This window comes from Ensifer sp. ENS09, from assembly GCF_014852425.1.
Classification (GTDB): Bacteria; Pseudomonadota; Alphaproteobacteria; order Rhizobiales; family Rhizobiaceae; genus Ensifer.
Genome location: NZ_JACVBP010000001.1, coordinates 734,801 through 761,265 on the forward strand (window position 1 = coordinate 734,801; position 26,465 = coordinate 761,265).

A 26,465-nucleotide genomic window follows, 5' to 3' on the forward strand; every position below is an offset into this window, starting at 1 on the left:
GCGGCGGAGGATTTCGCTGAGCCTAATATGCGCGAATTCTAGAATATTCACAGATGCCAGTGGCAAGCGAGAGCGGATGACAGCCACCGCCGAGCAATAACGCGCGCCCCGCAGTGTGAAGGCTTGCCCTGCTGCAATCTGCCGGCCCCTACACGACAGGCGGTATCAACGTCAGCACGTCGCCATCATCCGGAATGAGCAGCCTGGTCAAGGCGATGCCGTGGGCGCTGGCGGCGGCGCGCAGGTCGCCTCGGCTGACCGTCGCATGGTCGAGCGCCTCCATGTGCGTCGCAACCACGATGCTCTTCTTGGAGGCCTCGCAGACCGCGATCGTCTGCGCCGCATCCATCACGATCAGGGCGCCATCCCAGCGCGCGCCGCAGGAATGGGTAACGATCACATCCGGCTCCGTGTCGTGGATGGTCTTTTCGATGGCCGGATAGAGCACCGTGTCGCCGGCCCAGTAGACCGTCGGCTCGCCCTTGGCCTCGAGGCTGAAACCCATGACCGGCCCCATGTCCTGAACGACAGGGCCAAGGCCGTGGCTGCCGTCGCGTCGGGTAAGCTTCAGGCCCTGCCACTGCGCCTTGCCGAGGAGCGGCGTGACGTCGCGAAAACCGGCCCCGCGGATCGCCTCCTCGTCACCCGGCTGACAGAAGATCGGCAGCCCCTTCGGCAAGCGATGCTTGGCAGTGTCGTCGAAATGGTCCTCGTGCAGATGCGAGATAATGACGAGTTCGACCCCGGCAAGAATGGTATCGGTGTCGAACGGCAGCCCGACCAGCGGATTGGGCGCCCGCCCCGCAAAGGACGGCAGGCTGTCCTTCGGCCCTAGAAAGGGATCGATCAGCACCGTGTGACCGGCATAGTCGAGCTTGAGTGTCGCATTGCGGATAAGCTGGAGCTTCATGGGGTGTCCTCCCTTGCCGGAACCGGCCTTGACCATCGCGGCGATCCTTGCGCATGCGGCAGCGAAATCAAGCCCTGAAATGACGCGTTGATAACGCCGCCGCCCTTAACGCCAACCCCGTTCGATGGCGCCAGCATGCGCTGTCCGCTTCACCGCCAGCCGCAATCCCACGGCTGGCCCCTTGCGGTGCGATGACAGGCAAAGGCCCGGCCGCAGGAATGGGTGGCGGAAATCGTCATCCGGCCCCGGCCCGAGCCGCGGGCAAACATCTGCCGGAACGCAACATCGGCATTTGCGGGGCAATTGGCAAAGCTCTTTTTCTGCAGTTCGGCCGGTGGGCTGATCGCACGGGTGCCGGTGTTTTTCTGCGGTGCCTTGATCGTGCCTTGCGTCTCGCCTGGTTGCGGCAGCTTCGCCTCGCGCCGGATCGAGACGCAGCGGCCGTCCCTGGCCTCCTGGTTGCGCGCACAGACAAGCGGGCAGATCCGCGCCTTCTCCGACTTCAGGCGATCGAGCACGTCGCTGGAGGGTTCGAGCGTCGCTAGGTCGACCTTACCGAACTTGGAGAAGGCTTCGAGCGCCTTGCGACTACCTTCGCCCCAGACCCCGTCTTCGCTGCCGGCGCGACAGCCAAGCCGGTTGAGCTCGACCTGTACGGACCGGGCCAATGTCGTGTCATCGGCATTGGGCGCAGCCAGCGCCGGATCGATGGCCGCCACGGCCTGGCCACCCGCTCCGTCGGGCACGCCTTCGGAGGACGGTGCTGAAGCCCGCTCGATGATCTTGATCTTTGCCCTGGCGAGCGAAGCGAACGCACCGTCGGGATATTGCTGCAGATAGGCGTCGAAGAGGTCGCGGTCCGTCGCATCCTTGATCGTTTCCCAATAGGCAAGCTCGGCGGCCTGACCCGCCGCGGGCGCCTCGGCCGGCGCCGGCTTGCCGTCAATCGCCGGCTTCAGCACCACCTCACCGGTGAGCGAAGAATTGTCCCAGGGCACCTGCTTGCCGCCGGTTGCCGCCAGCACGTCGCGGCGCACGTCGATCAGCTCGCGGGTGATGTCGCGGCCCGGCTGGCCGAGGTGTTTCAACAGCGCCGATGTGAACGGCGAGTTCCGCCCCGATCCGTCAAGGGCGACATTGCCGGGCTGGGTGGAAAAGGCGATCAGCGTGCCGATGCCGGTGCCGACCTTGGCAAGGCCGCGGCCGACCGAGGCGGAACGCGTGCCCATCGAACGGGCGAGATTGACCGCAAGCGGATTGTCGCGGCAGGCGTCGAGCAGGATGATGTTGACCCGCGTGCTGCGCTCCATCGCCGACAGGATCAGGTTCATCGGCACCGCCTCGAATTCGAGATCGACCGAGGAAGCGAGCGTGGCATCGACGGGGGCGAGGTAGTTTTCGCCGTTCACCTGAAGGCCGTGGCCGGCATAGAAAAACAAGGCGAGATCTGCGCCGTCGAGCCGGCCGACGAAGTCGCGCACCGCACGGCGCACCCCGGCAAGGTCGAGATCCGCACCGGTCACCACCTCGAAGCCCAGACCTTCGAGCTTTGCCGCCATGTCGTGTGCGTCATTGCCGGGATTGGGCAAGGTGGCCACATGCTGATAGGCGGAATTGCCGATGACCAGCGCCACGCGCTTTTCGGCCAGCGCCTCCGATGCGAAAAGCACCAGCAGAACGGACAAGGCGATGCGAAGGAATGGCATGGTTCCCCCCGGCAATTCGCGGATGATCGCGACCACGCGTCAGCGCCAACGCCAACGCCCAAGCGTGCTACCGGCAATGCGGCCTGTCAATGCAAGGAGGGTGTCCGGCAGCTCTGACGGGCCCTGCCCGCCCGAAGGAGTGAGGCGGTCGCCGCCCTCGCCCATCCCTTGGGATTAGCAAGAGCAGCCGCGATCGCTCGCAAGGGCTTTCAGGCGCCACCAGCTACGGCGCCTGCGCAAATGTCGAATGAAGGATGGAGCCGCCGGTCAGCGGCGCGCCGGTCGCACCGCCTGAACGGAATGGAAGGTTACTTGACGACGACGTTGCCGTTGACGATCTCGACGTTTTCGTCGCCCTGCAGGCCGATGCGGTCACCACTCGGTGCGGTGACGAAACAGCCGCTCGGGCAGATCATTTCAGTCGCTCCGGATGCGATCGCCACTTCCACACGGCTTTCGCCCTCGACGACGATCAGAACGGCGGTCTCGCTGTCCTTGTTCGTGACAGTCGCGGCACTGGCAGCACCGGCCATCGGCGCGCCGGCCATCAGCAAACCGGAAAGCAAAGCAATCACAAATTTCTTCATCGCCCATCGACGCCAGACGCGCCGCCCTCTTGCCGAGCCGGCCGCCCCGTCGGTTCGCGACGCTGCGCCGGCCACCTCTTCAGCCGATGACCAGCGTAGTCGGTCACCAGAAGAATTGCATGCTTTTTATGGCAGGCCGGCTGAATAGTGGCTGAACGGTCCGTTTATCAGCGGTTTGGGTTTGCCCGGCGGCTGGCGCTCCGGCGGCTGCTTGCCCCCTCCACTTCGCGCTCCTCGTCGAGCGGCGCCGCAGCGGTAGTTTTCTTGTCCGAAGCGGTAGACTTGGCTGCGGCCCTTTCCTCGGCGGAGGTGGCGCCCTTCGGCTCGCCGACCTCTTCCGGGTGGTGGCTTTCGATGCCGGTCTGGTCCTCGACCGGCACGTCCTCGATCTTGACCGGGAACGGCGCACCGATGCCCTCGTCGCGGAACCGTTCATAGATCGAGACGCGCAGGTCGTTGCGCACGCCGCCGCCGGTCAGGACGTCGGCCACGTAGATGCGCAATTCGAAGGTCATGCGGTCATCGCCAAAGGCGGTGAAGCCGACGCTCGGCGACGGGTTCTTCAAGACCATGGGATGGGCGGCCGCGATCTCGGCGAGCAGCTCCATAATCCGGCGCGGCTCGCTGGCATAGGTGACGGTGATGGCGATTTCGGACCGGCCGAGCTTGTTGCGGTGCGTCCAGTTGCCGACCGAGGCGTTGATGAGCAGCGAGTTCGGCATCATGATCGACTGGTGCTGGAATGTCTCGATCTCGGTCGCGCGGACAGAGATGCGCTTGACGAAACCTTCGGTCGTGCCGCTGACGATCCAGTCCCCCACCTTGAACGGGCGCTCGACGAGCAGGATGAGCCCCGAAACGAAGTTCGAGACGATGTTCTGCAGGCCGAAACCGACACCGAGCGAGAGAGCACCGGCAACGAGCGCGAGGTTGGAGAGGTCGATGCCGGCCGCCGACAGGCCGATCAGCCCCGCAAGCCCGACGCCGGTATAGCCGATGCCGGTGCGGATCGAATTGCGCACGCCCGCATCGACCCGGCTGCGTGCCATGATGTTGCCGTCGATCCAGCGCTGCACGAAACGGGTGACGGCGTAGCCGAGCGCGAAGAACAGGATGCCGGCGAGGATGCCAACCAGCGAAATCGTGATCGAGCCGATCTTGATCTCGGTCACCATCCGGTAGGCCCAGGACTCGATGTCGGCGACCTGGAAGCCCCACTGCAAGAGGATCAGCGGGATGAAGAACATCACGACCAGCGCGTAGATGCTGAGGCCCGCGGCAAGGCCGATCTGGTCGAGCGCCACCTGTTCGAGATTATAGCGCCGCTCGAGATAGCGCCCGGCGGCGGTCTCGGCAAAGGCGCCCTGCTTGGCAACCGCCCGGCCGGTGAGGATGCCGATATACATCGTGACGAGGATCGCGCCCGTAATGATGATCTGCGTGGCGATGAAGCGGGCAAGACCGACATAGCCCGACACAGCGGCAATGATGAGCAAGGCGCCGGTCGCGAGCAGCGCGAAGGACACCACCCGCGGCCAGGCGCGGCCATGGGCGTCGAAGGATTCATCCTTCCTGAGCGTCGGCTTGATCCAGGCCGAAGCCATGATGATCAGGCCGATGACGATGGAGGCAATGTAGCTCTTGACGACGGTCAGCACGACAGGCGAACCGAGCGCCTCGCTGACGCCGCCGAAGAGGTAATCGAGACCGTTGACCAACGCCATGGCGAAGATGGCGATCATCAGCATCCGGGCGCCGCGATCGGACACCCGCACCAGCCGCCAGCGCGCATCGCGTGGCGAAAGCACCGCCTGGGCGAGCCTCGTCACGAAGAACACCACAACCGCCACCCCGAGCGTGATGGCGATGATCGGCGCGATGTCGGACCGCAGCACGTTGAAGCCGCGCAGGAACAGGAAGCTCGATACCGCGAAGGCGGCCGAAGCGATCGTCGGGATCAGCGTCGACCAGAACGCGACCGAGAGCCGCCGGAAGTAGCTCGGCTCCTCATCGGTAATGTCATGCTCGATCAGCGGGCGAAAGAGCCTGCGGCTGCCGGAAAGGAACACGAGCGCCGCCAGCAGCGACAGGAACAGCGCGGTCAGGAGCGGCACGCGCTTGTAGTTCCAGGCAAAGCTCAGCCAGCTCCCGACGCTGCGCGACAGCACCCGGGTCTCGTCCGCCGTCGCCGTCAGCGCGTCGTCGAACATTCCGGTCGAGACTTCGGTGTTCTTCAGAAGCGTATTGGAAAACAGCGCGCGCCTTGTCGCGGTAATGGCGTTGGACAGCTTCGTCGCCTGCACCGACAGGCCTTCCGCCTCGCCGGTCAGCGCATTGATGGCACCACGTTCGGCCATCAGCCGCTTGCGCTCGGCAGTCACGATGTCGGCTTCGGGCGGTTGCCCCTCGGCCGGCGGATCGCCAAGTTCGGTCAGCCGGGCCTTGATTTCGTCGAGGCGCGGGCGGGTCGAAACCGAAACGCCGATGATCTGTTTGGCGAGCGCGTCGACCTGAACCTTGAGGTCGGCAAGCACGATGTCGTCGTCCTTGGCTTTCTCGACCCGTTCGGTCAGTCCCTTCAATTCCTCGCCGGCCTTGGTCAGCTGCTCGGCCGCCTGGCTCTGGGCCGGTGGCGTGGCATCAGCCGGCAAGGCATCGGCCGCCGGCTGGGAATTCTGGGCAGGCTGCGTGGTTGTCGCCGCAGGTTCGGTAACACCGGGGGTCGCCCCGTTCTCCGCTGGCTGCGCCTCCTGCGCCGGCTTGCCGGCAGCAGGCTGGGCGGCGGTCTGGGACGATTGTGCCCCTTGCGGCGATTGCGCCGGCTGTGCCGATTTCTGGCCCGCCTGCCCGTTTGCCTGTGCCGTTTGTTGCGCTGTCGGCTGCGCCGCCTTCTGGGCCATGACCGGGCCGCCCACGGCAAGCGCCAGCAGGCAGACGAGAATGGCGGGCAGTTTTCCGACAGAACGCAATTTCATGATCCTTGCAGATTGAGACCGTGGTCCGGAATCGCTCCGGCCGTCTTCACGTTTCGATGTGAATACGAAAGACGGCGGAAAGATGCAAAGAACGGCGATAAATCCCCGTCAGTGCCCGCTTTCCCGTTAAAAACCGGCGCCGGGCTGCGCCAGATAGGCAAGTTCGGCCTCCGTCGACGGCCGCGCCAGGAAGGCGTTGCGATGCGGGAAGCGGCCGAACTGCTCGATCACCTCGCGGTGCCGGATGGCATAGTCGAGATAATCGGCATCGCCGAGCTCGGTAAAGAGCTTCACCGACATGGTCTGGTCGGTAAGGTTTTCCGAATGCTCGAAGGGCAGATAGACGAAGGCGCGCCACTCCGGCTTGATCGCCATGTCAGCGCCGGTGCCGACGGCAAGCTTCGCCTCGTGCAGCGCCAGGCAATCGGTGGCAAAGGCGAGCGGCGTGCCGCGATACATGTTGCGCGGCATCTGGTCCAAAAGCACGATCGCCGCCAGCCGGTTTTCCGGGCTCGCCCGCCAGATCTCGTCGACGCCCCGGGCCAGCGCCAGGTGCGACGCCTGGAAACGGCGGATGCAGGCCTGGTCGAGCTCGTGGCTCGTCCCGAACCAGTCGTCATAGGTGAGTTCGCCAAACCAGAAGTCCAGAACGTCCTGCGGCGTGCAAATGTCAGCTTCGTTCGCCATATGCTCCTCATGCGGCCCAATGGCCGATCGCTCGGCCCCCGCTAACACATAGGCCGGGACCGCCCCTTGTCCATAACTTGTTCCTACCCGCCTTACGCGCGTCGCTTCAGGATGGCAATGAAGGCGATGCCGCCGACGAGCCCGGTGACGACGCCGATCGGCATGTCCTCCGGCGCCATGATGACGCGGGCCGTCAGATCCGCAAGGATGAGCGTCAGCGCCCCGAAGAAGGCCGAAAGCGGAATGACCCTGACGTTGTCGCTGCCGGCCAGGAGCCGCACGAAATGCGGCACCATCAGCCCGACGAAACCGATCGCGCCGGAAAAGGCGACCATCACCCCGGTCAGAAGTGCGGTGACGACGAACAGCGTCAGCCGGAAGCGGCGCACGGGAATGCCCAGCGTCATCGCCGTTTCGTCGCCCATGGCGAGCGCATTGATCTCGCGCGCCCGTATCATCAGCCAGGCGAGCGAGACGAAAAGCACCCCGCCGGGATAGACGAGCTGCGACCATTGCGCCAGACCAAGGCCGCCGAGCATCCAGAAGATGACCGTGTGGGTCGCCCTCGGATCCCCAAGGAAAATCATGAGGTTGCCGACGGACGTTAAGACGAAGGCGACCGCGACCCCGGCGAGCACCAGGCGGTCGGCGCTGCTGCCGAGCACGCGGGAGACATAGGCGACCAGCACGGTTGCGAGCAGCGCGCCGGCAAAGGCAAAGAGCGGCACCGTGGCAAGGCCGAGGATCATGCCGGTGTGCAGCAGCGCCACGATCGCGCCAAGCGCTCCACCGGAGGAAACGCCGAGCAGATGCGGATCAGCGAGCGGATTGCGCGTGACCGCCTGCAGCACGGCGCCCGTCAGCCCCAGTCCGGCCCCGACGAGGCCTGCCAACATCACCCGCGGCAGGCGCACGTCCCAGACGATGCTCTCGCGGCCCGCCGACCAGAAGACCTCGACGCTACCGGGCGAAATCTTGCTGGCGATGATCGACCAGATGGTTGCAACCGGGATCTGCGCCGAGCCGAGCGATACGGCGGCCGTCACCGTCAGGAGGAGCAGCAGCAGGCCCGCGGCAAGGCCGAGACCGCTGCGGGCCACCCGTTGAGACGCGGCACGCGGAACCGCAACGGTGTCAGCCGACGTATCCTCAGCCAGCATCGGTTACAGGCCTTCGCCGTGAAAGGTCTTGGCGAGACGGGCGATGGCGTCGATGTTGCGCGGCCCCGGCGTCGCCTCGACATAGTCGAGCACGACGAAGCGATCGTTCCTGACGGCATCGACATTCTTGAATGCCGGATTGGTCTTCATGAAGGCTATCTTGTCCTCGGCCTTCACCTCGCCGTAGTTGACGATGACCACCACTTCCGGATTGCGCTCGATCACCGGCTCCCAGGAGATCTCCACCCAGCTCTTGTCGACATCGTCCATGATGTTGGCGCCGCCGGCGGCCTCGATCATCGCCGTCGGAATGCCGAAGCGGCCGGAGGTGAAGGGCTTCTCCTCGCCGGAATCATAGACAAAGACCCGTGTCGGCTGTGCCTTGCCGGCATTCGCCTTGGTGATTTCGGCAAGCTGGCGGCGGTAGCCGTCAACAAGCGTCTCGGCGCGATCCTCGACGCCGAAAATGCGGCCGAGATTGAGAAGATCGACGAACATGTCGTCCATCGTCGGCTTTGCCTTGGCCATCACGTGGATGCAGGATTCGGTCAGCTCGTAGACGCCGATCTTGAAGGGCGCCAAGGTTTCGGGCGTGACCTCGCCGCCGACCTTCATGCCGTAGTTCCAGCCGGCAAAGAGGAAGTCGGCGTCGGCGTTGAGCAACACTTCCTTGGTCGGATACTTCTCCGAAAGCTCCGGCAGTTCCTTGACGCCTTCGCGCAGCTTCTCGTCCAGCGTCTTCCAGCCGGAAACGCCGGTATAGCCGACCATGCGATCCTGCAGCCTCAGCGCCAGCATCATCTCCACCAGGTTGACGTCGTTGGCGATCGCGCGCTGCGGCGCCGCGTCGAAGGTCACCTCGCGGTTGCAGCTCTTGACCGTGACCGGATAGGCGAGCGCCGGCGTGGCGGCGGCCAGCACGAAAAGAAGGGAAAATGGGGCAATATTGATCTTCATGAAATAGATCCCTGTCGAGGAAGTGAAAAGGAAAATCGGGCGCCGCCGCCGGCGGCATTGTGAACGGTGGCAGTGACGCCGAAGGCGGCCGAAAGTTCGCCGGGGCTGAGCACCTCTTCGGGCGTGCCGAAGGCCGTCAGCCGCCCGGCAGTCAGGATCGCGACGTCGGTCGCAAACTCGGCGGCGAGATTGATGTCGTGCAGCGTCGAGACGATCGTCAGCTTCAGCGTCTGCAGCAACTCGAGGATTTCGAGCTGGTGACGGATGTCGAGATGGTTGGTCGGCTCGTCGAGGATGATGATGCGCGGCTCCTGCGCCAGCGCGCGGGCGATCAGCACCCGCTGCTTCTCACCGCCCGAAAGCGTCGAGAACTGGCGACCGGCAAGATGCGCGAGATCGAGATGCGCCAGCGCATGCTGTACCCGATCGCGGTCGAAATCGCTCCAGCCGCTCAAGCCTTCCCGCCGCGGAATGCGCCCCATCATCACGACGTCGCGCACGCTGAAGGGAAAGTCGCCGGGCATTTCCTGAAGGACGACGGCGATCGTCCTTGCTGCCTCGCGCGCCGAGATCGACCAGAGATCGATGCCATCGACCGAAACACGGCCGGAGTTCGGCTGCACCGCCCGGTAGAGGCAGCGCAGGAGCGAGGTCTTGCCGGCACCGTTCGGCCCGAGGATCGCAAGCCGGCTGCCCGCCGCGATCGAAAAGCCGATGTCCTTGACCAGCGTCAGCCCCGCGCGCGGCCCCCAGTGGAGGCCCTCGACCTTGAGTGCCGCTCCCGTCGCCGTACAGCTCATGGGTTGATCCCTCCCCGCGCCCTCATTGGAAGTGCCCGCCGAGGTCTTCGGAAACGAGCATCGCTGCGGGGATGCGGGCAAGCGTCTTGCCTTTCAACCCGCGTGGCCGCTCGGCCGCCCGCGTCATGCCATCGCCACGCTCGGCATAGGTTGTGGCAAAGCGTACGAGATCGTCGATGTCTTCGTCCGGCGAGACGTCGCCGAAGAGATAGGTTGCCTTCCCCGTCGCCTGGAAGGCGATGGTGCAGGGCCGCGTGCAGGCCGCCATGCACACCGTGCCGGCAATCGAGAAGTCACGATCGAGCGGCGCGCCGAGTGCGGCAATGCTGCCGTTCAGCCGCTTGATCAGCTCGGCACCGGGCGCGCAGGGGCCACCGGTGAAGCGGCAATCGGTGCAGACCGTTATCTTGTGCTGTCGGAAATTCGGCTCAGCCATTCCTGCCCTCCGCCGGACTGACGGCAAGAGATGGCGAAACGGCAGAAGGACGGATAGCCGTCGTGCGAAAGCCAGTTCTTTTCCATCGGAACACCCCGTCCGTTGTGGTTGATCGGTTCGATGGCAGGTCTCCTGGCTCGCGGGTCGTGGCGCATCCACGTCTTCCCGGCTGATCGCCAGTGACATGGTGTGAATGCGCTTTCCGCTCACAGTTGCGGGGGCAGCCACGGTTTCGGCCCCATCAGGGTCGTCCGTTCCGTGTTCCCTTTTCAGCCGCCTCCGCATTGTCGCGGACGCAGCACCATCACCGCCTTCCTCGCATGAATCGGCGGGGGAGACAACCGCACGGCACAGGCGGGAAGGATCTATCAACATGCGGCGTATCGTCATGCGCAATTCGTTATTAAATAACATTACATCATGCAAGCCGAAAATTGAGCGTCGGACACGATCCGACGCTCCACGGCCGGAATCCGCCTTGCGGCCGACAGGCGGCCGTGCCGCCTCAGAACTCCGGCGGAAAGAGCTCGGCCGTCAGCGTCACCGCCACCGCGGCGTTGCCCGGCAGGTTGCGCACGCCGCAGACGGAGCGGATATGGCCGGCCCTTTCGCCAAAGGCGGCAGCCAGAAACTCGGAGGCGCCGTCGAGCACCTTCGGATGATCGAGGAAATCCTCGGTGCAGGCGACATGCCCCTCCAGCCGGACGATCTGGCGAATGCGCTCGAAACGGCCGAGATGTTCGTGGATCTGCGCCAGCGCGTTGAGCACCGCCAGCTCGGCCGCCTTGCGCCCCTCGTCGATCGTCACGTCGCGCCCGAGCAGCCCCGTATGCACGAAGCGCCCGTCGAGCAGCGGCCCCTGCATCGAGACATGAAGCATCTCGCCCGCCTCGATCACCGCGCGATAAGCGCCGAGCGGCTTCGGCGGCGTTGGAAGCTGAACGCCAAGCGCCCCCAGCCTACGGATAACCTCATCCATCATTGCTCCCCCTCCTCGTCACCTTACGAACCGGCCGCGCTTGCGGAGACGATGCCGCGTTTCATCTCGACCCTTCGAAGTTCTGTCGCCCCTATCGCAAGCAGAAAGGCCCATCATTCCTTGCGCCTCCAGCCGTATGTTCAAGCATAGCCAAGAGAAAACGCCTCATGCCTCACGTTGCGAGATAACATTACGAATTACAACACCAGAGTTGAAGTTCCGGCGCGATCCGGCCGCGCGCATCCGTCTTTCGATCGCAGGCGGCGGACGCATCGCGGCGCCTGCGAGTGCGCACCCCAAGTAAAACCGCTGAAATGTAACATACGTTACGCTCACGTAACCCTATGCCGGTTGAGAATTTCGACGACCGAGGCAACAATTGCCGGAATTAAGATTGGGCATCGACGAGATCCGAAAACAAGCTCAACTTAGCCGCGCAGATCCCGAAATGAAGTGATGGCAACTCAACTTTCTGAAGGGAATAGCAGCAGTGAACCCCATCGATTTTTTCGTCGACACGCTTCGGACCTATCCACCCGTCGCCGTCTTCCTCGCCCTCGGCATCGGCTTCCTCATCGGTCCGATCAAGGTCGCGGGGTTCAACCTTGGAAATGTCACCGCCACGCTGCTTGCGGGCGTTCTCATCGGGCAGCTGGGCATCCAGGTTTCCGGTGACCTGAAATCAACGCTGTTCCTGATCTTCCTCTTCGCCGTAGGCTACGGCGTAGGCCCGCAATTCGTGCGGGGCCTAAGCACCGACGGGCCGAAACAGATCGCCTTTGCGCTCTCGGTCCTCGTGCTCTGCCTCATCGTTCCCTATCTCTGCGCGCTAATCGCCGGGCTTCCGCTCGGCTACGGCGCCGGCATGTATGCCGGTTCGCAGACGATTTCGGCGGCTATCGGCGTCGCCACGGACCAGATCAACTCGCTGGGGCTGACACCGGAACAGGCCAAGACCTTCTCCGACCAGATCCCGATCGCCTACGCGGTCACGTATATCTGGGGCACGATCGGCTCGGCGATCATCCTCGCCCAACTCGGTCCGAAGCTTCTCGGCATCGACCTTCCGGCGGCCTGCCGGGAATACGAGGCCAAGCTCGGCGGCGGCACATCCAGCGCCGAGCCCGGCATCACCAGCGCCTACCACGACTTCGGTCTTCGGGCCTACCGGATCGATGCGGCAAGCGGCCTGACCGGGACGCCGGTCAAGAACCTGCTTCCCGGCATCCGCGTCTATGTCGAGCGGGTCCGGCGCGGCAGCGAGATCATCGAAGCGGACGGCAACACCGTACTGCAGCCCGGCGACGTCGTCGCCTTCTCCGGCCGGCGTGCCCTGCTCGTCGAGAATCTCGATTCGAAGCTTGTCGAGGTCGAGGACAAGGAACTGCTGAATGCCGAAGCCGAAGTCCTCGATGTCTACGTGACCAGCAAGGCGCTCGCCGGCAAGACGCTTGCGGAAGTCAGCACCATGGACTGGGCGCGTGGCGTCTATGCCCGCAAGATCATCCGCTCGCTGGTCGAGATCCCGGTCTTGCCCGGGACCACCGTCGAGCGCGGCGACATCGTTACCATCGGCGGGGCCAAGCAGCATGTCGAAGCCGCGATCAAGGCGCTCGGTTTTGCCGACCGTCCCGTCGAGACGACCGATATCGCCTTCCTCGGCTGGGGGCTCTTCATCGGCGCGATGATCGGGGCGCTTACGATCACGATCGGCGGAATCCCGATCGGCCTTTCGACTTCCGGCGGCGCGCTTTTGGCGGGCCTGGTGCTCGGCTGGCTGCGCACCACCTACCCCGCCTTCGGGCGGATCCCGTCGCCGGCGCTCTGGCTGATGAACACGCTCGGCCTCAACATCTTCATCGCCGTCGTCGGCATCGGCGCCGGACCCGGCTTCGTCGCGGGTCTGCAGGAGGTCGGCATATCGCTGTTTATCTGGGGCGTGGTGGCAACCTCGATCCCGATGATCGCCTCGGTGCTCATCGGCCACTACGTCTTCAAGTTCCACCCGGCGATCCTGTTTGGCGCCTGCGCCGGGGTCAGGACGACGACGGCAGCGCTCGGCATGATCCAGGAGGCGGCCAAGAGCAAGGTTCCCGCCCTTGGCTACGGCATGCCCTACGCCATCGGCAACACGCTGCTCACCATCTTCGGCCTCGTCATCGTCATCATGCTCGCCTGAGGCGGGCGACAGTCGGGACCACCGATCACAATTCACAGATCACAGGGAGTGTGGATCATGTTGGACAGAAAATTCTACGACAGCATCTCCGATCTCAGCCCGTTCGAAATCAAGGACGAACTGATCAAGCTCGCCAAGACGAGCTCCCAGAAGGCCGCCAAGGCCTTCCTCAATGCCGGCCGCGGCAACCCGAACTGGACGGCGACGCGCGCCCGCGAAGCCTTCTTCCTTCTCGGCCAGTTCGCGCTGACCGAAGCCAAGCGCGCCTATTACGATCCGAAGGCCGGTGTCGCCGGCATGCCGCCGCAGGACGGAGCCCATGCCCGCTTTGAGAAGTGGACGAAGAAGCTGCTTCAAAGCACCGCCGACTGGGACGAAGAGGACGAAGGCGTTCCGCCGGCAAAGACGCTCTCCGACGCCGTCAACTACGCGATCAAGACCTTTCACTTCGATCCGGACGCCTTTGTGCACGAGCTGACGGATTCGATCATCGGCGACAACTATCCGGTGCCCGACCGCGCGCTGCACCACAACGAGATCATCACCCATGAATATCTGATGTGGGCGATGTGCGCCGGCCATCGACCCAGGGCGACATTCGATCTCTACCCTGTCGAAGGCGGCACCGCTGCCATGTGCTACATCTTCAAGGCCCTGAAGAACGCTCGCCTGCTCAACGCCGGCGACACGATCGCACTCGGCACGCCGATCTTCACGCCTTATCTCGAAATGCCGGAACTGGAGGACTACGACCTCAAGACCATCAATGTCAGCGCCGAGCAGGAGGACCGCTTCCAGTTCACCGACGAAGACATCAAGGCGCTCGAAAACCCCAAGGTAAAGGCGCTTTTCCTGGTCAACCCCGGCAACCCGTCCGCCGTTGCGATGGATCCGGATTCGATCAAGCGCCTCGTCGATCTCGTTACCAAGAAGCGCCCTGACTTGATCGTGCTCACCGACGACGTCTACGGTACCTTCGTACCGGGCTTCCAGTCGCTGCTCGGCCATCTGCCGCGCAACACCATCGGCGTCTATTCCTACTCGAAGTATTTTGGCTGCACCGGCTGGCGCCTCGGCGTCATCGCGGTGGCGCAGGACAACATCTTCGACGAGAAGATCAAGGCTCATGGCGAGCCGATCCAGAAGCTCCTCGAAAAGCGCTACAAGGCGATGACGCCGAAGCCGCGCGACGTGAAGTTCATCGACCGCATCGTCGCCGACAGCCGCGACGTGGCGCTGAACCACACCGCCGGCCTGTCGCTGCCGCAACAGGTGATGATGTCGCTTTTCAGCCTGGTCGAGCTGATGGATGTCGACAAGGTCTACCAGAAGGCCTGCATGGCCATCTGCACCAAGCGGTTCTGGAACCTGATCGAGGGCATGGGGGTCGAGTCCAATCCGGGCATCTATTTCGACTACTATTACGGCATCATCGACTTCGAATTCTGGCTGCGCAAATATGTCGGTGAGGATGTCGTCACCTGGGTGAAGGACAACATCCACCCGCTCGACATCCCCTTCAGGCTTGCCGAGGACCACGGCATCGTGCTGCTCAACGGTTCGGGCTTCGACGCGCCGAGCTGGTCGGCGCGCGTCTCCTTCGCCAACCTCAATGACGACGCCTATTCGCAGATCGGTCGCGCCGTGCGCTCGGTCGCCCGCGGCTACGTCCAGACCTACCAGGCGGCGAAAGGCCTGAAAATCAGCTGACCACCAAGGGCGGCCGGCAACCGTCGGCCGCCCTCCCCAACGCCTGGCCAGCGTTTCCTTCGGCCTGCAAGCATCTCCGCATTTCCGGCTGGCGACCGTCTTCCGCCGGCCCAGCAACCAGCGCATTATCCAGCTGAAGCGGAATTCTTCGGCTTGGCACCGAGAGGAAACACCGCGTGATCGATCACCTGTTCAGCATTCTGCGCGCGCATCCGGAACTCGCCCTGTTCCTGGCGCTCGGCATCGGCTACGCGATCGGCAAGATCACCGTCTTCGGGGTCACGATTGGCGCGGTCACCGGCTGCCTGCTCGCCGGCGTGTTGATCGGCCAGACCGGGGCCGAGCTTTCAAACGACGTGAAGCAGGCCTTCTTCCTGCTCTTCCTTTTTGCCATCGGCTACCGCACCGGCCCGCAATTCTTCCAGAGCCTCAACGCCGATGCCCTGCCGCAGATCGCCGTGACCGTAACGCTCTGCGTCGTCGCCCTCGGCGTGGCGATCGTGCTTTCCATGCTCTTCGGCTTTGACCTCGGCACGGCCGCCGGCGTTCTTGCCGGGGGCGCGACGGAATCGGCGACCGTCGGCGTTGCGATCGACACCTTCCGCAAGACGGCACCGACGCCGGAGGCGGCAAGCCAGTTCGAATCCGCCGTGGCGACGGGCTTCGCGGTCGCGTATCTCGTCGGTGTCGTCACCGCCATCCTCGTCCAGTCCCAACTGGCGCCGCGGATGTTCGGCCGCAGCCTGAAGGACGCCTGCGCCGAGCTCGAAGCCGAGCTCAAGATCGCCCCGCAGAATGGCGGCGATACCGCGCGCCGCGAGATCGAGGCGCGCGCTTTCGTCATTGCCGACGCCCTGGTGGGACTGACTGTTGCAGAAGCGGAAACCAAGGTCCCCGAAAACCAGAAGGCCTATATCGAGCAGATCCGCCGGGCCGAGGAGATCATCACCCCAGCACCCAAGGAGCGCCTGCAGGCCGGAGACGTCATCGCCGTTGCCGGCCTTCGCGGCTTCCTCGTCGAATATTCCAGCCGGATCGGCACCGAAATCGACGACCGCCCCCTTCTAGACATTCCCGTCGAAGTGCTGGACGTGGTGGTGACGAACAAGGATGTCGCCGGAAAACGCCTGTGGCAGCTGCGGCAGCAGCCGGAATCGCGCTCGGTGTTCCTGCGCAGCATTCTGCGCGCCGGCCAGCCGATCCCGATCTTTCCCGGGCTGACGGTGCGCCGCGGCGATGTGATGTCGATTGCCGGCGCCAGGCGCCATGTCGAGGAAGCGGCCACGCTTCTGGGCTATGCCGACCGTGAGACGACGGCGACCGACATGGTTTTCGTCGGCGTCTTCATCTTCCTCGGCGGCCTCATCGGCATCCCCGCCCTGAAGCTCGGGGCGCTCGAAATCGGCCTCGGCGTCGCCGTCGGCGTGCTGATTGCCGGCCTTTGCGCCGGCTGGCTGCGCTCGGTGCGGCGCACCTTCGGCTTCGTGCCGGAGGCGACGCTCTGGTTCTTCGACAGCGTCGGGCTCTGCGCCTTCATTGCCTGCGTCGGCATCTCCGCCGGCCCGAGCTTCGTTGCCGGCCTCGTCCAGTCCGGCCCGGCACTGGTCATCGCCAGCTTCCTGATCTGCGCGATCTCGCATGTCGCGGCGCTCGCGCTTGGCCGCTGGGTCTTCCGCATGAACGAAGGCGTGCTCGCCGGCACCTGCTGTGGCGCCGGCACGTCGGCCCCGGCGCTTGCCGCCGTGCAGGAGGCGGCCGGAAGCAAGGTCCCGACCCTCGGCTACGGTCTCGGCTACGCGATCGGCAACGTTCTCCTCGCGCTCTGGGGCGCGGTGCTCGTCACCGTGCTGGCGTAATCGGGGAGGTTCGGGGCGGTGCCGCTCCGAGCAAATTGCGATCGTGAGGGAGCGCCCTGGACAGCGCCGCTGCCGCGGCGCGCGCGCTCATTACGACACAACAGCGTGGCCCGCAGTGGCAACGCCACAAACGGTGTATGGAACACGACCGTCCAATTGGCGGCCTGCTCGGTCTAGACGCCTTCCAGATAATGCGCCTTCTGCGACGGATAATAGTCCGAGAATGACGGCAGGGGCTTGCCGGCGCGCGCCGCGACCAGCATGTCGAGGTAGTATTCCCAGCCCGGCCCGACGTCTCCTGCGAGCTTCGGGTCGCTCAGCGTCTGCAGCAGCTGCAACTCGGTCTCATCGCCCTTCTGCGTGAATGTCAGCTCGATCCGCCACGCGCCGGCGTCATCCTTCATCACCACAACCAGGCGGTGCGGCGCAGCGCACTCCTCGATCAAGACATCCGTCCATGGCTGGCTTTTCTCATGGAGCAGTTGCAGCCGCACGGTCTTGCCGGGACCGGCCTCGCCTTCCCAGCGCCCGAACCACAGCGCGGTGCTCTCGGACCTTGTCACGCTCGTCCAGACATCGTCGATGGGGGCACGAAACGTGCGCGTCAGGATCAGGTCGTTGCCACTGACGTGGCCGGTGGGCTTGGGGCTCATACCGTCTTCTCCCTTTGGTCCTCACGGATAGGCAAGCCTGCGGCGGCACTACCGCGCGTCTACCTGTACACGGTAACGGCTATTTCTGCGAGAGCACGCGTGTCCGCAGCAGCCAGCCCCGCCACGCACCTAACGCAGCGGCCAGACCAGCATCAGCGCCGGGATGCTGACGATGACGATCACGATCGACAGCGGCAGGCCGAGGCGCGGATAGTCGCTGAACTTGTATCCGCCCGGCCCCATGACCAGCGTGTTGCACTGGTGACCGATCGGTGTCAGGAAATCGCAGCCGGCACCGATGGCAACCGCCATCAGAAAGGCTTCCGGCCTGTAGCCGAGCGCACCAGCAAAGCTGGCGGCGATCGGCGCCATGACCAGCACGGTCGCGGCATTGTTGAGGAAAGGCGTCACCGCCATGGCGGCGAGCAGGATGATCGTCAGCGCGCCGGCCGGCGGCAGGCCGGCCGCAACCGTGCCGAGCCACTGCGCTATGACATCGGTTCCCCCGGTCGTGCGCAAGGAATCGCTGACCGGGATCAGCGCCGCCAGCATCACCAGGATCGGCCCATCGACCGAGCGATAGAAGTCGCGCAAGGGGATGATGCGGAAGACGACCATGGCAAGAGCCGCCGCAAAGAAGGCGATCGGCACCGGCACGAGACCGACCGCCGTCGAGCCCATGGCGGCCGCAAGAACCAGAAGCGGCAGCGGCGCCTTTCGCGTCGTACCAAGCAGGATCTCGCGCTGCGCCAGCGGCAGACAGCCGAAGTCCTGGAGGAAGAGCGTCAGTTCGCGCCGCGCGCCCTGCAGCACGATGATGTCGCCTGCCCGCAAGCGAATGCTGCCGAGCCGCTGCTTCAGTCTCTCGCCCTGGCGGCTGACGGCAAGCAGGTTGATATTGTGGGTGTTGAACAGCGCCAGGCGCTGCGCCGACATGCCCTCGAGCGGCGATCCGCTGCCGACGACGGCTTCGATCGCCTCGATTTCGTCGCCGGCCTTTTCCCGACCATGCGGTGCGCGGTCGCCGGCAATCTTCAGCTTGCCTTGCGAGACGATGCGATCGAGTGCCCCCGGGTCGCCTTCAAAAAGCAGGATGTCGTCGGCCTCGAGCGTCACGTCGGGCAGCGGCGCCAGATGCAGGCCGCGGCGAAATATGGCGATGACGACGGCTCCGCCGTCGCCGAGTTTCACCAGATTGCTGAGCGCCTTGCCGATCGCCGGCGAACCGGCGGCGACCACCGCCTCGGAGGTGTAATCGGTGATCTCGATCGCCGAATGCACGGAAATCTGCTGGCTGGTGCGCTGCGGCACCAGCTTGTAGGCAAACAGCAGAAAGATGCAGCCGACCAGCGCCAGCGTCGCGCCGACGGGTGTGAAGTCGAACATCGTGAAGCTCTCGCCGGTCAGCTCCTGGCGCACGCGCGAGACGACGATATTCGGCGACGTGCCGACCTGGGTCATGAGCCCGCCGATCAGCGAGCCGAAGGCCATCGGCATCAGGAAGGCGGAAGGCTGAACATTCGACCGCCGGGCAAACTGGAATGCGACCGGCAGCATGATCGCCAGCGCTCCGATGTTCTTGATGAAGGCGGAAAGCACCGTCACCATGATGACCAGCAGGGCGAGCTGCGCCCGGACCGAGGAGATGTTCGGCAGGAACCGCTGGATGGCGGCGTCGACGATGCCCGAGCGCGCCACCCCCGCGCTGACGATCAGGGCGCTGCCGACGATGATGACGATGTCGTCACTGAAACCATCGAAGGCATGATCGTAGGGAACGATGCCGACGGCGACCGCCAGCATCAGCGCCGAACAGGCGATCACGTCGTATCGAAACCGCCCCCAGATGAAGAAGGCCATCATGGCGCCGATGACGATAAACGCGAGGGACTGATCGGCGGTCATGCAATATCCGGGTTCAGCGAAGGGACTGGGCGGGACGGAACGTGCGGCTGACAAAAGCCGGAACGCGCGATCCGCGCAGAAGTTCACACAAGACGTAACCCATGTTTCGGCAAATCGGAATTCACCTCAGCGACAAATCTGGGCATGAGTGCGAAGCGCATCGATTGCGCGGCGTCGCCCGGCGGCGAGGTGGCAGCCCTGCCGCCTCGCTACTCGATGGTCCTGAATACGGCCGCCTCCAGCGCAGCGAACGCCTCGTCCCGCTTCTTACCCTCCATCAGAAAGGTAACCATCCGCCAGGCGTCTCGCCCACGCAGTGCAATGGTGATCTCCGCGGTGGTGTCCGGTTCCTTGGTCGACTTCATCGCCAGGCGCATCGCCCCTTGGCCGTTGATCATCACCGGCGCCCAGTCTGCGCTCGCCTCGTATCCCGCCCTTGCCTGCAGCTCGGCCAGAACCTCGGCATATTGCCGTTCGTCCATTGTTGCCGGGATTTGCTCGTGCCCGAAATAGATGCCGCCGCCTGCCTGGTCCGAGCTGATCGCAAAGAGCATGTTGTCGCGCGAGAGATCCTCGACGACCCAGGCCGCCTCGAACGTCGCCTGCCTGCCGGTCACTGGATTGACGAAGGTCTGCATCGGTGGCGGCGGGGTCAGGGCGGCAACCATCCAGGTCGCCGCCGGGTCCATGGCCTTGCCCAATGCGACCGGAGTAAGCAGCGCCACCACGACACCGGCGGCAAAGCGCGTCCCTGAAATCCGGCGCCCTTCCACCCGGGCCCGTCCCCGGTCATGACCGGCAGGCTCGCCGTGCGCGACACGGCGGTATTGCAGGATGAGCGTGACGAAAAACAGCGGGAAGATATGCAGTGCCAGGCCCTTCAGCCACATCATCAGCTCGCGGGTCAGATGGAACAGCCCACGGGACTGCCCGTTGAGCTGCACCACACGAATGCCGAAGAGCGCCTTGCCGGGCGAAGTCCCGAACAGCGCCATGATGAACGCGCGCAGCACAACGGCGATCGTGGCGCTCGCGAATACTGCCGCCGCAAGGATGGCGATGCGCCACTCCTGATAATAGAGTTGCAGAACTGGCCAGGGAAGAAGAAGAAGGACCGCGAACGTGAGCATGAGGTTCGCCGCATAGAACAGCAGGGCGAGGTCCAGCGTCGTAGCCCAGAATCGCGCCCAGGGCCGCGCCAGCGGCAGGCTCGGGATCGGCGGCAACGTTTCGTGCCGCTGTTCGCCCGCCGGCTGCTCCGGTTCGAGCTCCGCCATGAGTTCGGGCGTGTCGGCGATGCGCATCCAGTCGCCCCTGCCCGATCGCCAGACCAGCGTGTCAGGCGCCAAAGCGCCCGTCCTGACCAGAGCAAGGAGCTCCGTTTCGTCAATCGGACCCTTTTCCTCGCTGCCGACGGCATAATGCCAGAGCGTCATTTCTTCCCCCAAACCTCACGCGCCCGTGCGCGGATAAATTCATGCGCCGCGACCCGGCAAGCCCGTTCGTGCAAGGCGCCCCATTTCAATCGATCGTTTCAAACAGCGCCGTCACGTTTCGCTCGATGTCGAGATCGGCAAGCTTTGCAGCACCGGCGTAAACGACAATTCGCCAGGCCCCTGCGTCGGTCAAAACGAAGGTCAGCTCGATATCACCCGCGGCATTGCCCACCGACGCGGCCGATGCGCGATAGGCACGCTTTCCGTCGATCGTCAGCGGCCGCCAGGGCGATGTGACAGTGAAGAATTTCTGCAGGTCGGCGTCCCAAGTCCTGGCATATTCCGCAGAGCCGACGCCTGTGCCGACATTGATGTCGTGTTCGAAGAGCATGGTGACCGACAGGTCCTGCGCCTCAAAATAGGTATTGACGTTTCCGGCGCCTTTGAACGTGTCGGCCTTGAAGGGGCGATCGAAGCGGGCTTCGCCCAGCGTTTCCGGGTTCATCCATCGGGTCGACGCCGGGACGTCCAAGTCCTTCTTGGACATAGGGATCTGGTTGAGAACGACCGTAAACAACATAATCAGGAGGATCGGTGCCAACAGTGTGGCGACAATGCCGCCGGCAAGCCGCACACCGGAGATCGGCTTGCCCTCGACCCGTGCCTTGCGCTCGTCGTAGCCGGCTGGCTGCCCATCCGACACGCGGCGATACTGAAGGATCGCTGTGACGATCGAGGCCGGGACGATGGAAAGCGCGAGCCCGCGCAGCCAGACGGTGAATTCACGCTCGAGGTGGAAGCCGAGCCGCTTCTGCCCGAGAAGCGGCGCGACGCGCACGCCGAAGATCAGCTTGCCGAGCGACGTTCCGAAGGCGGCCGTGATCAGCGCCAGAATGGCGAAGCTTACCAATTGCACGAGAAGAATTAGAGAAAACACCGATGAGAGATCGCCCGACGCCGCACGCAGCAACAACGGATTGAGATCGACGATGTCCTCCGGCAGTGCAAACGCCGCTAGGGACAAGACGAATATAGCCGGTATGTAAAGCAGCAGCAGATCGAAGACGCGCGCCAGAAAGCGTGGCCACGGGCGGGCAAGTGGATAACGAGGCAACGGTGGCGGTGCCGCCTGTGGGGCCGGCACCGGCGTCACTCGCCGCACTGCCGCCCCGATCTCCCGCGTTTCGCGTGCCGGGATCCATTCCGCCTGCCCATCCCGCCAGACCAGTACATCCGGTGAAAGCTCGTCTCGCGCGATCATCGCCAGCAGTCTGTTGTCGCTGACGGGCCCGTTTCGCTCCGACCCGATCACATAGTGCCACGCTGCCATTTCACCTCCCAAAGCGCGCCCAAACCGTTCGAAAAACATTCGAACGTCAGGTTGCACGCAAACCGGCCGCAACTGTCGCGATCGCGCTTTCCACAACTGGTACAAGTCGTGAACATTTGCAAGCATTGCTTGCGGGATTCCGCATGACAGAACTTGGAATTTTTCGTTTAAGCGCTACTCTTTAGAAGAGAGTGCTGGACCGTACCGGTAACGATCGTCCAAGGCGTTTCCGCCTGACGTTCGACGCGGTGTGCGCCTGACATAGCCATCTGAGGATCGCCGACATGAAACACGCTTTTGCCGCCCTCTCCGTCGTGCTGCTTCTCAGCGGCTGCACGGCCTCGACCGGCCCCTCCAACCTCACCTACGGCTACTCGCCAAACCTCCAGCCCATCCCCGGCAGCATCACCTATGGCGGCCAGCCACGCACCAAGCTGAAGAAGGCGCCCGTCGGTAGCATCGTGCCGCACCAGTTCATCGATTCCTACGGCCGCAAAGTCTACGAGACGTACATCATCGAGCCCGACCGTTCGTTGCGCCTCACCAGCCGCCGTTGGGCGCCGGACTTCCTCGGCTTCGACGACTGAGCGAGATCAGCTCACGGATCAGGCATCGCCGCTAAACTGCGCGCGCACCCAATCGCGAAGCACGCGAGTTGCAGGCCGGTCCGCCATGCGCGGACTGTAGACGAGGTCGTAGCGGTCGCTTTCCAGCGTCAGGTCGAACGGCTGAACGAGAATGCCGGAGGCAAGCTCCTCGGCGACCAGCGTGAGGCTCAAGAGGGCAATGCCCTGCCCGGCGATCGCCGACTGCACGGCATGGATTTCGTCGGTAAAGGAGAGTTGCGCGCCGGCATCGACATCGGGCGCGCCCGCCCGCTCCAGCCAATGCCGCCAGACGGGCGCGCGGTGATCATTGCGGCGTGACGGGCCCCAGTCGAAATGAATGAGCGTTTCCCGTTTGAGATCGGCCACACTTGCCGGCGCCAGTCTCGGCGCGCAGACCGGGGCAAAACGATCGGCAAACAAAGGCTCGGTGACGAGCCCCGGGTAGTGCCCGCCCCCGAAACGGATCGCGGCGTCCGCATCCGCCTCCAGATCGATCGTCCTGTTGGAGGCGTCAAGCCGCAAGGTCCAGTCTGGATAGGCCTCACGAAACGACCCGGCGAGCGGCGCCAGCCGCTTGGCGACGAAGGCGACAGTGGAGGTGAGCCGCGCGACCTTGCCCGCCTGCTCGCGGCGCACATCGGCAATCGCCTGCTCGAAACGGTCGAGCCCATCACGCAGCACCGGAAACAGCGCCTTGCCGGCAGCCGTCAGATGCACCTGCCGCGTCTCGCGCTCGAAGAGCTTGACCTCCAGAATCTCCTCCAGCTGGCGGATCTGGTGGCTGACAGCAGTGGCAGAAACGTTCAGTTCCTCGGCCGCCAGCTTGAAGCTCATCCGCCGCGCGGCCGCTTCAAAAACCCTGAGTGCACCGAGCGGCGGCAACTTCCTCATTCCAACCTCATAGATGAATTCACCTCATCCATTGGCTGAGAAATCACTCTTTGTCAGCCGATGCTCGCACTAGCATATTGGGATCAACAGCCAAGGCAACAGGGCCAAGCTGAGAAACTCTCAAGCATGAAAGGACATCCCATGTCTCTCGAACAGGTCGTCACCCAGCCGGATCCCTATGCACCCTTCCTGCTTTCCCAGGCGATCAAGGCCAATGGCTTCGTCTTCGTCTCCGGTCAGGCGGCAATCGGCGACGACGGCAATCTGGTCGGCGTTGGTGATTTCGACCGCCAGGCCGAACAGGCCTTCCGTAACCTCGACCGGGCGCTGAAGGCCGCGGGATCCGGGCTCGACAAGATCGTCAAGGTCACGATCTTCCTGCGTTCCATGGAAAATTTCGGAAAAATCATCGAACTGCGCCGCAAGTGGTTTTCAGCCCCCTATCCGGCCGACAGCATCATCGAGGTCTCCTCGCTTTATTCACCGGACGCGCTGATCGAGATCGAAGCGATCGCGCTCGATGGGGGCAAGTGACATGAACGCACCATTTGGCATCGCGTCCCCCGCCTTTACCGGCACTCGTCTCAAGGGGCTTGATTTCGCCAATCGCCTCTCGGTCGCGCCGATGACCCGCATCAGCGCCTCTCCGGCCGGCGTGCCCACTGAACGCATGCGGCGCTATTACCAGCGCTTCGCCCGCGGGGGCTTCAGCCTGATCACGACCGAGGGCATCTACACCGACAAGGCCTATTCCCAGACCTATAAGGACCAGCCAGGCCTGACCGACCAGGAACAGGCCCTCGCCTGGCGACCCATCATCGAGGCGGTCCATGCGGAAGGCGGGCGCATCTTCGCGCAACTCATGCACGGCGGCGCGTTGGCGCAAGGCAATCCGCACCGGCCCGAGACAGTAGGTCCTTCAGCCGTGCGCCCAAAGGGCAGCCAGATGACCGGCTATCACGGCGACGGACCCTATGCCCTGCCGCGCGAGATCAGCGACGCCGAAATCACCGAGGCGATCGAGGGTTTCGCCAGTTCCGCTCGCCTTGCAATCGAGGTTGCCGGTTTCGACGGCATCGAGATCCACGGCGCCAATGGCTACCTGCTCGACCAGTTCTTCACCGACTTTTCGAACCGGCGGACGGATCGCTGGGGTGGGGATATCGTTGAGCGTCTCGGCCTGTCGCTCGAAGTGCTGAAGGCGGTGCGCGCTGCGATCGGCCCCGACGTTCCGCTTGGTCTTCGGCTCTCTCAGGGTAAGGTCAACGACTTCCGGCACAAATGGGCAGAACGCGAACAAGGTGCTGCCCGCGTGTTCGCGGCGCTCGCCGAAGGCCCGGCGGACTTCGTGCATGTGACAGAGTTCGAAGCCTGGCAGCCGGCCTTCGAGGGTGGCGACGCCTCCCTCGTCGCGCTGGCCCACCGCCACGCGCCGCGCCTCTTCCTCATCGCCAACGGCAGCCTGCACGATCTCGTCCACGCCGAGGAGGTGATGGCTGCCGGAGCGGACATGATCGCGCTTGGCCGCGGTGCGCTCGTCAATCCCGACTGGCCGCGGCTCACCGCCAAACGCAGCGATCTGCGCCCGTTCGAGCTGTCCTTCCTTGCGCCGATCAGCGACATCAAGGACAGCGAACTGGCTCTCTGAAAGCAAAGAAACGGGCGCGCCTCGCAGGAGGCGCGCCCGTCAACTGTCCCAGCGATGACCGGATCCAGGCGGTCATCCCGCCGCTACGAAACGATAGGCCGCCCCGTTACGCTCGGCCCGACCGATACCCGGATAGGCCCAGTGATAGCCAAGCAGCGCCAGCCGCTCCGATGCCGCCCGGTCGATCAGGGCCTTGCGGGTTTTCAAGGCCAGCTCCGCATCCGTGTCGAAACCGAAATGCCAATCGGGATGCTCGAAGAAGACGATGTTGCTGGTGACCGCATCGCCCGTGATCACCAGCCCCTGATGTCCCGCGCCGTCACCGCCGGAAAGCTGAAGCGAGATATGGCCGGGCGTGTGTCCCCGCGTGTCGAGCACCCGCATGCCGCTGACGATTTCGTCGCCGGGTTTGACCAGGGTCAGCCGGTCCTTGACCGCGAAGAGATCGCGCTGCGCGCCCTTGGCAAAGCCATGGAGCACCTGCGGCATCACCTTTTCGAAGTTGGGATCGGTCCAGAACTGCCATTCGCCCTCCGAGACAAAATACTGCGCATTCGGAAAGGTGAGCTTGCCATCGGCGCCAACGGTACCGCCCGCATGATCGGGATGGGCGTGTGTCAGCACCACCTTCGTCACAGCGCTCGGGTCAATGCCGGCTGCGAGCAGGTTGGCGTGAAGCTTACCGGCACTTTCCTGAAACCGAGTGCCCGAGCCGTCGTCGACCACGATCAGATCGTCGCCGCTGCGAATGACCGGAATGTTGGTGTGAAACGGCGCGCGTTCCGGCGTGCCGCCGAGACGGCGCATGATCTCCGGCCGCTCTTCCGCCGTTGCATCCGGCAGAACGATGCTGACCGGCAGCATGATGAAACCATCGCTGACAACCGAGATATCGAAGCCGCCATGCCGGAAACGTTTGATGTCTGCGGCATGGGCGCCTTTCGGAAGAAGGGCGGCAGCGGCAACCGCACTGGAACCTGCAAGAAATTCACGACGATCTGGGCCGGAAGCATCGGTGGGATTGTGGGAAGAGGTCATGTCTCTGATCCTTG

22 protein-coding genes and 1 riboswitch are annotated in these 26,465 nt (G+C 64.2%); of the genes, 6 read left to right on the forward strand and 16 right to left on the reverse strand.

The genetic code is table 11. The features are described 5' to 3' along the window. Window positions 1–148: 148 nt before the first annotated feature. The 10 genes from IB267_RS03650 to IB267_RS03695 all read right to left on the reverse strand — a co-directional run bounded on the left by IB267_RS03650 (window position 149) and on the right by IB267_RS03695 (window position 11,200). Window positions 149–910 carry an MBL fold metallo-hydrolase gene (locus IB267_RS03650; protein ID WP_192446438.1) on the reverse strand — a complete coding sequence of 254 codons (762 nt, stop codon included), beginning with the start codon at window positions 908–910 and terminating at the stop codon, window positions 149–151. Window positions 911–1,059: 149 nt separating this feature from the next. After that, entirely contained in the window at window positions 1,060–2,616 is a 1,557-nt protein-coding gene (locus tag IB267_RS03655; RefSeq protein WP_192446439.1) for a caspase family protein, read from the reverse strand. Window positions 2,617–2,924: 308 nt separating this feature from the next. Beyond that, a complete protein-coding gene (locus tag IB267_RS03660; protein ID WP_034788099.1) occupies window positions 2,925–3,203 on the reverse strand; it encodes a hypothetical protein in 279 nt (92 codons plus the stop codon). Between the two features lie 167 nt (window positions 3,204–3,370). Beyond that, window positions 3,371–6,178 carry a mechanosensitive ion channel family protein gene (locus IB267_RS03665; protein WP_192446440.1) on the reverse strand — a complete coding sequence of 936 codons (2,808 nt, stop codon included), beginning with the start codon at window positions 6,176–6,178 and terminating at the stop codon, window positions 3,371–3,373. A gap of 126 nt (window positions 6,179–6,304) precedes the next feature. Beyond that, entirely contained in the window at window positions 6,305–6,865 is a 561-nt protein-coding gene (locus IB267_RS03670; RefSeq protein WP_192446441.1) for a DUF924 family protein, read from the reverse strand. 92 nt (window positions 6,866–6,957) lie between these two features. Continuing rightward, on the reverse strand, window positions 6,958–8,025 hold the full coding sequence (locus IB267_RS03675; protein ID WP_192446442.1) for an iron ABC transporter permease: 1,068 nt from the start codon (window positions 8,023–8,025) through the stop codon (window positions 6,958–6,960). A 3-nt stretch (window positions 8,026–8,028) separates the two neighbouring features. After that, window positions 8,029–8,982, reverse strand: coding sequence for an ABC transporter substrate-binding protein (locus IB267_RS03680; protein ID WP_192446443.1), 954 nt, complete (start codon window positions 8,980–8,982; stop codon window positions 8,029–8,031). Then, complete coding sequence (locus IB267_RS03685; RefSeq protein WP_192446444.1) at window positions 8,979–9,782, reverse strand: ABC transporter ATP-binding protein; 804 nt, start codon at window positions 9,780–9,782, stop codon at window positions 8,979–8,981. The genes IB267_RS03680 and IB267_RS03685 overlap by 4 nt, the downstream gene beginning before the upstream one ends. Before the next feature lie 22 nt (window positions 9,783–9,804). Continuing rightward, complete coding sequence (locus IB267_RS03690; RefSeq protein WP_043619724.1) at window positions 9,805–10,218, reverse strand: DUF1636 domain-containing protein; 414 nt, start codon at window positions 10,216–10,218, stop codon at window positions 9,805–9,807. A 104-nt stretch (window positions 10,219–10,322) separates the two neighbouring features. After that, window positions 10,323–10,539: riboswitch (cobalamin riboswitch) on the reverse strand. A 184-nt stretch (window positions 10,540–10,723) separates the two neighbouring features. Further along, on the reverse strand, window positions 10,724–11,200 hold the full coding sequence (locus IB267_RS03695) for a RidA family protein (RefSeq protein WP_197067167.1): 477 nt from the start codon (window positions 11,198–11,200) through the stop codon (window positions 10,724–10,726). A 487-nt stretch (window positions 11,201–11,687) separates the two neighbouring features. Here IB267_RS03695 and aspT point away from each other — a divergent pair, with 487 nt between their 5' ends. From aspT to IB267_RS03710, 3 genes are all read left to right on the forward strand, one after another. Continuing rightward, window positions 11,688–13,376 (forward strand): aspartate-alanine antiporter, encoded by a 1,689-nt coding sequence (gene aspT, locus IB267_RS03700; protein WP_371742489.1) that lies wholly within the window; start codon window positions 11,688–11,690, stop codon window positions 13,374–13,376. Between the two features lie 57 nt (window positions 13,377–13,433). After that, the gene (locus tag IB267_RS03705) at window positions 13,434–15,086 is read left to right on the forward strand and encodes a bifunctional aspartate transaminase/aspartate 4-decarboxylase (RefSeq protein ID WP_192446445.1); all 1,653 of its coding nucleotides are present in this window, start codon (window positions 13,434–13,436) and stop codon (window positions 15,084–15,086) included. Between the two features lie 176 nt (window positions 15,087–15,262). Then, window positions 15,263–16,942, forward strand: coding sequence for an aspartate-alanine antiporter (locus tag IB267_RS03710; protein WP_192446446.1), 1,680 nt, complete (start codon window positions 15,263–15,265; stop codon window positions 16,940–16,942). A 173-nt stretch (window positions 16,943–17,115) separates the two neighbouring features. Here the strand turns inward: IB267_RS03710 and IB267_RS03715 are convergent, their stop codons facing one another. The 4 genes from IB267_RS03715 to IB267_RS03730 form a co-directional block, all read right to left on the reverse strand. Next, window positions 17,116–17,595 carry an SRPBCC family protein gene (locus IB267_RS03715; RefSeq protein WP_192446447.1) on the reverse strand — a complete coding sequence of 160 codons (480 nt, stop codon included), beginning with the start codon at window positions 17,593–17,595 and terminating at the stop codon, window positions 17,116–17,118. A 129-nt stretch (window positions 17,596–17,724) separates the two neighbouring features. Then, the gene (locus tag IB267_RS03720) at window positions 17,725–19,500 is read right to left on the reverse strand and encodes an SLC13 family permease (protein WP_192446448.1); all 1,776 of its coding nucleotides are present in this window, start codon (window positions 19,498–19,500) and stop codon (window positions 17,725–17,727) included. 209 nt (window positions 19,501–19,709) lie between these two features. Continuing rightward, window positions 19,710–20,936: an RDD family protein gene (locus tag IB267_RS03725; RefSeq protein ID WP_192446449.1), complete on the reverse strand. Its 1,227-nt coding sequence runs from the start codon at window positions 20,934–20,936 to the stop codon at window positions 19,710–19,712. Window positions 20,937–21,021: 85 nt separating this feature from the next. Beyond that, a complete protein-coding gene (locus IB267_RS03730; RefSeq protein WP_192446450.1) occupies window positions 21,022–22,266 on the reverse strand; it encodes an RDD family protein in 1,245 nt (414 codons plus the stop codon). A gap of 284 nt (window positions 22,267–22,550) precedes the next feature. Between IB267_RS03730 and IB267_RS03735 the strand changes: the two genes are divergently transcribed. Then, window positions 22,551–22,853, forward strand: coding sequence for a hypothetical protein (locus IB267_RS03735; protein WP_043626645.1), 303 nt, complete (start codon window positions 22,551–22,553; stop codon window positions 22,851–22,853). 18 nt (window positions 22,854–22,871) lie between these two features. On the opposite strand, the gene IB267_RS03740 is transcribed toward IB267_RS03735, so the two are convergent. Then, complete coding sequence (locus IB267_RS03740; protein ID WP_192446451.1) at window positions 22,872–23,765, reverse strand: LysR substrate-binding domain-containing protein; 894 nt, start codon at window positions 23,763–23,765, stop codon at window positions 22,872–22,874. A gap of 141 nt (window positions 23,766–23,906) precedes the next feature. On the opposite strand from IB267_RS03740, the gene IB267_RS03745 reads away from it, so the two are divergent. Then, window positions 23,907–24,299, forward strand: coding sequence for a RidA family protein (locus IB267_RS03745; RefSeq protein WP_192446452.1), 393 nt, complete (start codon window positions 23,907–23,909; stop codon window positions 24,297–24,299). Between the two features lies 1 nt (window position 24,300). Then, window positions 24,301–25,413, forward strand: coding sequence for an NADH:flavin oxidoreductase (locus IB267_RS03750; RefSeq protein WP_192446453.1), 1,113 nt, complete (start codon window positions 24,301–24,303; stop codon window positions 25,411–25,413). Between the two features lie 72 nt (window positions 25,414–25,485). On the opposite strand, the gene IB267_RS03755 is transcribed toward IB267_RS03750, so the two are convergent. Continuing rightward, window positions 25,486–26,451, reverse strand: a complete 966-nt coding sequence (locus IB267_RS03755) for an MBL fold metallo-hydrolase (RefSeq protein ID WP_192446454.1) — start codon at window positions 26,449–26,451, stop codon at window positions 25,486–25,488. Between the last annotated feature and the right edge of the window lie 14 nt (window positions 26,452–26,465).

Excerpts from the sequence above, each read along its gene's own strand:
- IB267_RS03650 (WP_192446438.1), bottom strand. The coding sequence starts at position 910 with ATGAAGCTCCAGCTTATCCGCAATGCGACACTCAAGCTCGACTATGCC.
- IB267_RS03655 (WP_192446439.1), bottom strand. The coding sequence starts at position 2,616 with ATGCCATTCCTTCGCATCGCCTTGTCCGTTCTGCTGGTGCTTTTCGCA.
- IB267_RS03660 (WP_034788099.1), bottom strand. The coding sequence starts at position 3,203 with ATGAAGAAATTTGTGATTGCTTTGCTTTCCGGTTTGCTGATGGCCGGC.
- IB267_RS03665 (WP_192446440.1), bottom strand. The coding sequence starts at position 6,178 with ATGAAATTGCGTTCTGTCGGAAAACTGCCCGCCATTCTCGTCTGCCTG.
- IB267_RS03670 (WP_192446441.1), bottom strand. The coding sequence starts at position 6,865 with ATGGCGAACGAAGCTGACATTTGCACGCCGCAGGACGTTCTGGACTTC.
- IB267_RS03675 (WP_192446442.1), bottom strand. The coding sequence starts at position 8,025 with ATGCTGGCTGAGGATACGTCGGCTGACACCGTTGCGGTTCCGCGTGCC.
- IB267_RS03680 (WP_192446443.1), bottom strand. The coding sequence starts at position 8,982 with ATGAAGATCAATATTGCCCCATTTTCCCTTCTTTTCGTGCTGGCCGCC.
- IB267_RS03685 (WP_192446444.1), bottom strand. The coding sequence starts at position 9,782 with ATGAGCTGTACGGCGACGGGAGCGGCACTCAAGGTCGAGGGCCTCCAC.
- IB267_RS03690 (WP_043619724.1), bottom strand. The coding sequence starts at position 10,218 with ATGGCTGAGCCGAATTTCCGACAGCACAAGATAACGGTCTGCACCGAT.
- IB267_RS03695 (WP_197067167.1), bottom strand. The coding sequence starts at position 11,200 with ATGATGGATGAGGTTATCCGTAGGCTGGGGGCGCTTGGCGTTCAGCTT.
- IB267_RS03705 (WP_192446445.1), top strand. The coding sequence starts at position 13,434 with ATGTTGGACAGAAAATTCTACGACAGCATCTCCGATCTCAGCCCGTTC.
- IB267_RS03715 (WP_192446447.1), bottom strand. The coding sequence starts at position 17,595 with ATGAGCCCCAAGCCCACCGGCCACGTCAGTGGCAACGACCTGATCCTG.
- IB267_RS03720 (WP_192446448.1), bottom strand. The coding sequence starts at position 19,500 with ATGACCGCCGATCAGTCCCTCGCGTTTATCGTCATCGGCGCCATGATG.
- IB267_RS03725 (WP_192446449.1), bottom strand. The coding sequence starts at position 20,936 with ATGACGCTCTGGCATTATGCCGTCGGCAGCGAGGAAAAGGGTCCGATT.
- IB267_RS03730 (WP_192446450.1), bottom strand. The coding sequence starts at position 22,266 with ATGGCAGCGTGGCACTATGTGATCGGGTCGGAGCGAAACGGGCCCGTC.
- IB267_RS03735 (WP_043626645.1), top strand. The coding sequence starts at position 22,551 with ATGAAACACGCTTTTGCCGCCCTCTCCGTCGTGCTGCTTCTCAGCGGC.
- IB267_RS03740 (WP_192446451.1), bottom strand. The coding sequence starts at position 23,765 with ATGAGGAAGTTGCCGCCGCTCGGTGCACTCAGGGTTTTTGAAGCGGCC.
- IB267_RS03745 (WP_192446452.1), top strand. The coding sequence starts at position 23,907 with ATGTCTCTCGAACAGGTCGTCACCCAGCCGGATCCCTATGCACCCTTC.
- IB267_RS03750 (WP_192446453.1), top strand. The coding sequence starts at position 24,301 with ATGAACGCACCATTTGGCATCGCGTCCCCCGCCTTTACCGGCACTCGT.
- IB267_RS03755 (WP_192446454.1), bottom strand. The coding sequence starts at position 26,451 with ATGACCTCTTCCCACAATCCCACCGATGCTTCCGGCCCAGATCGTCGT.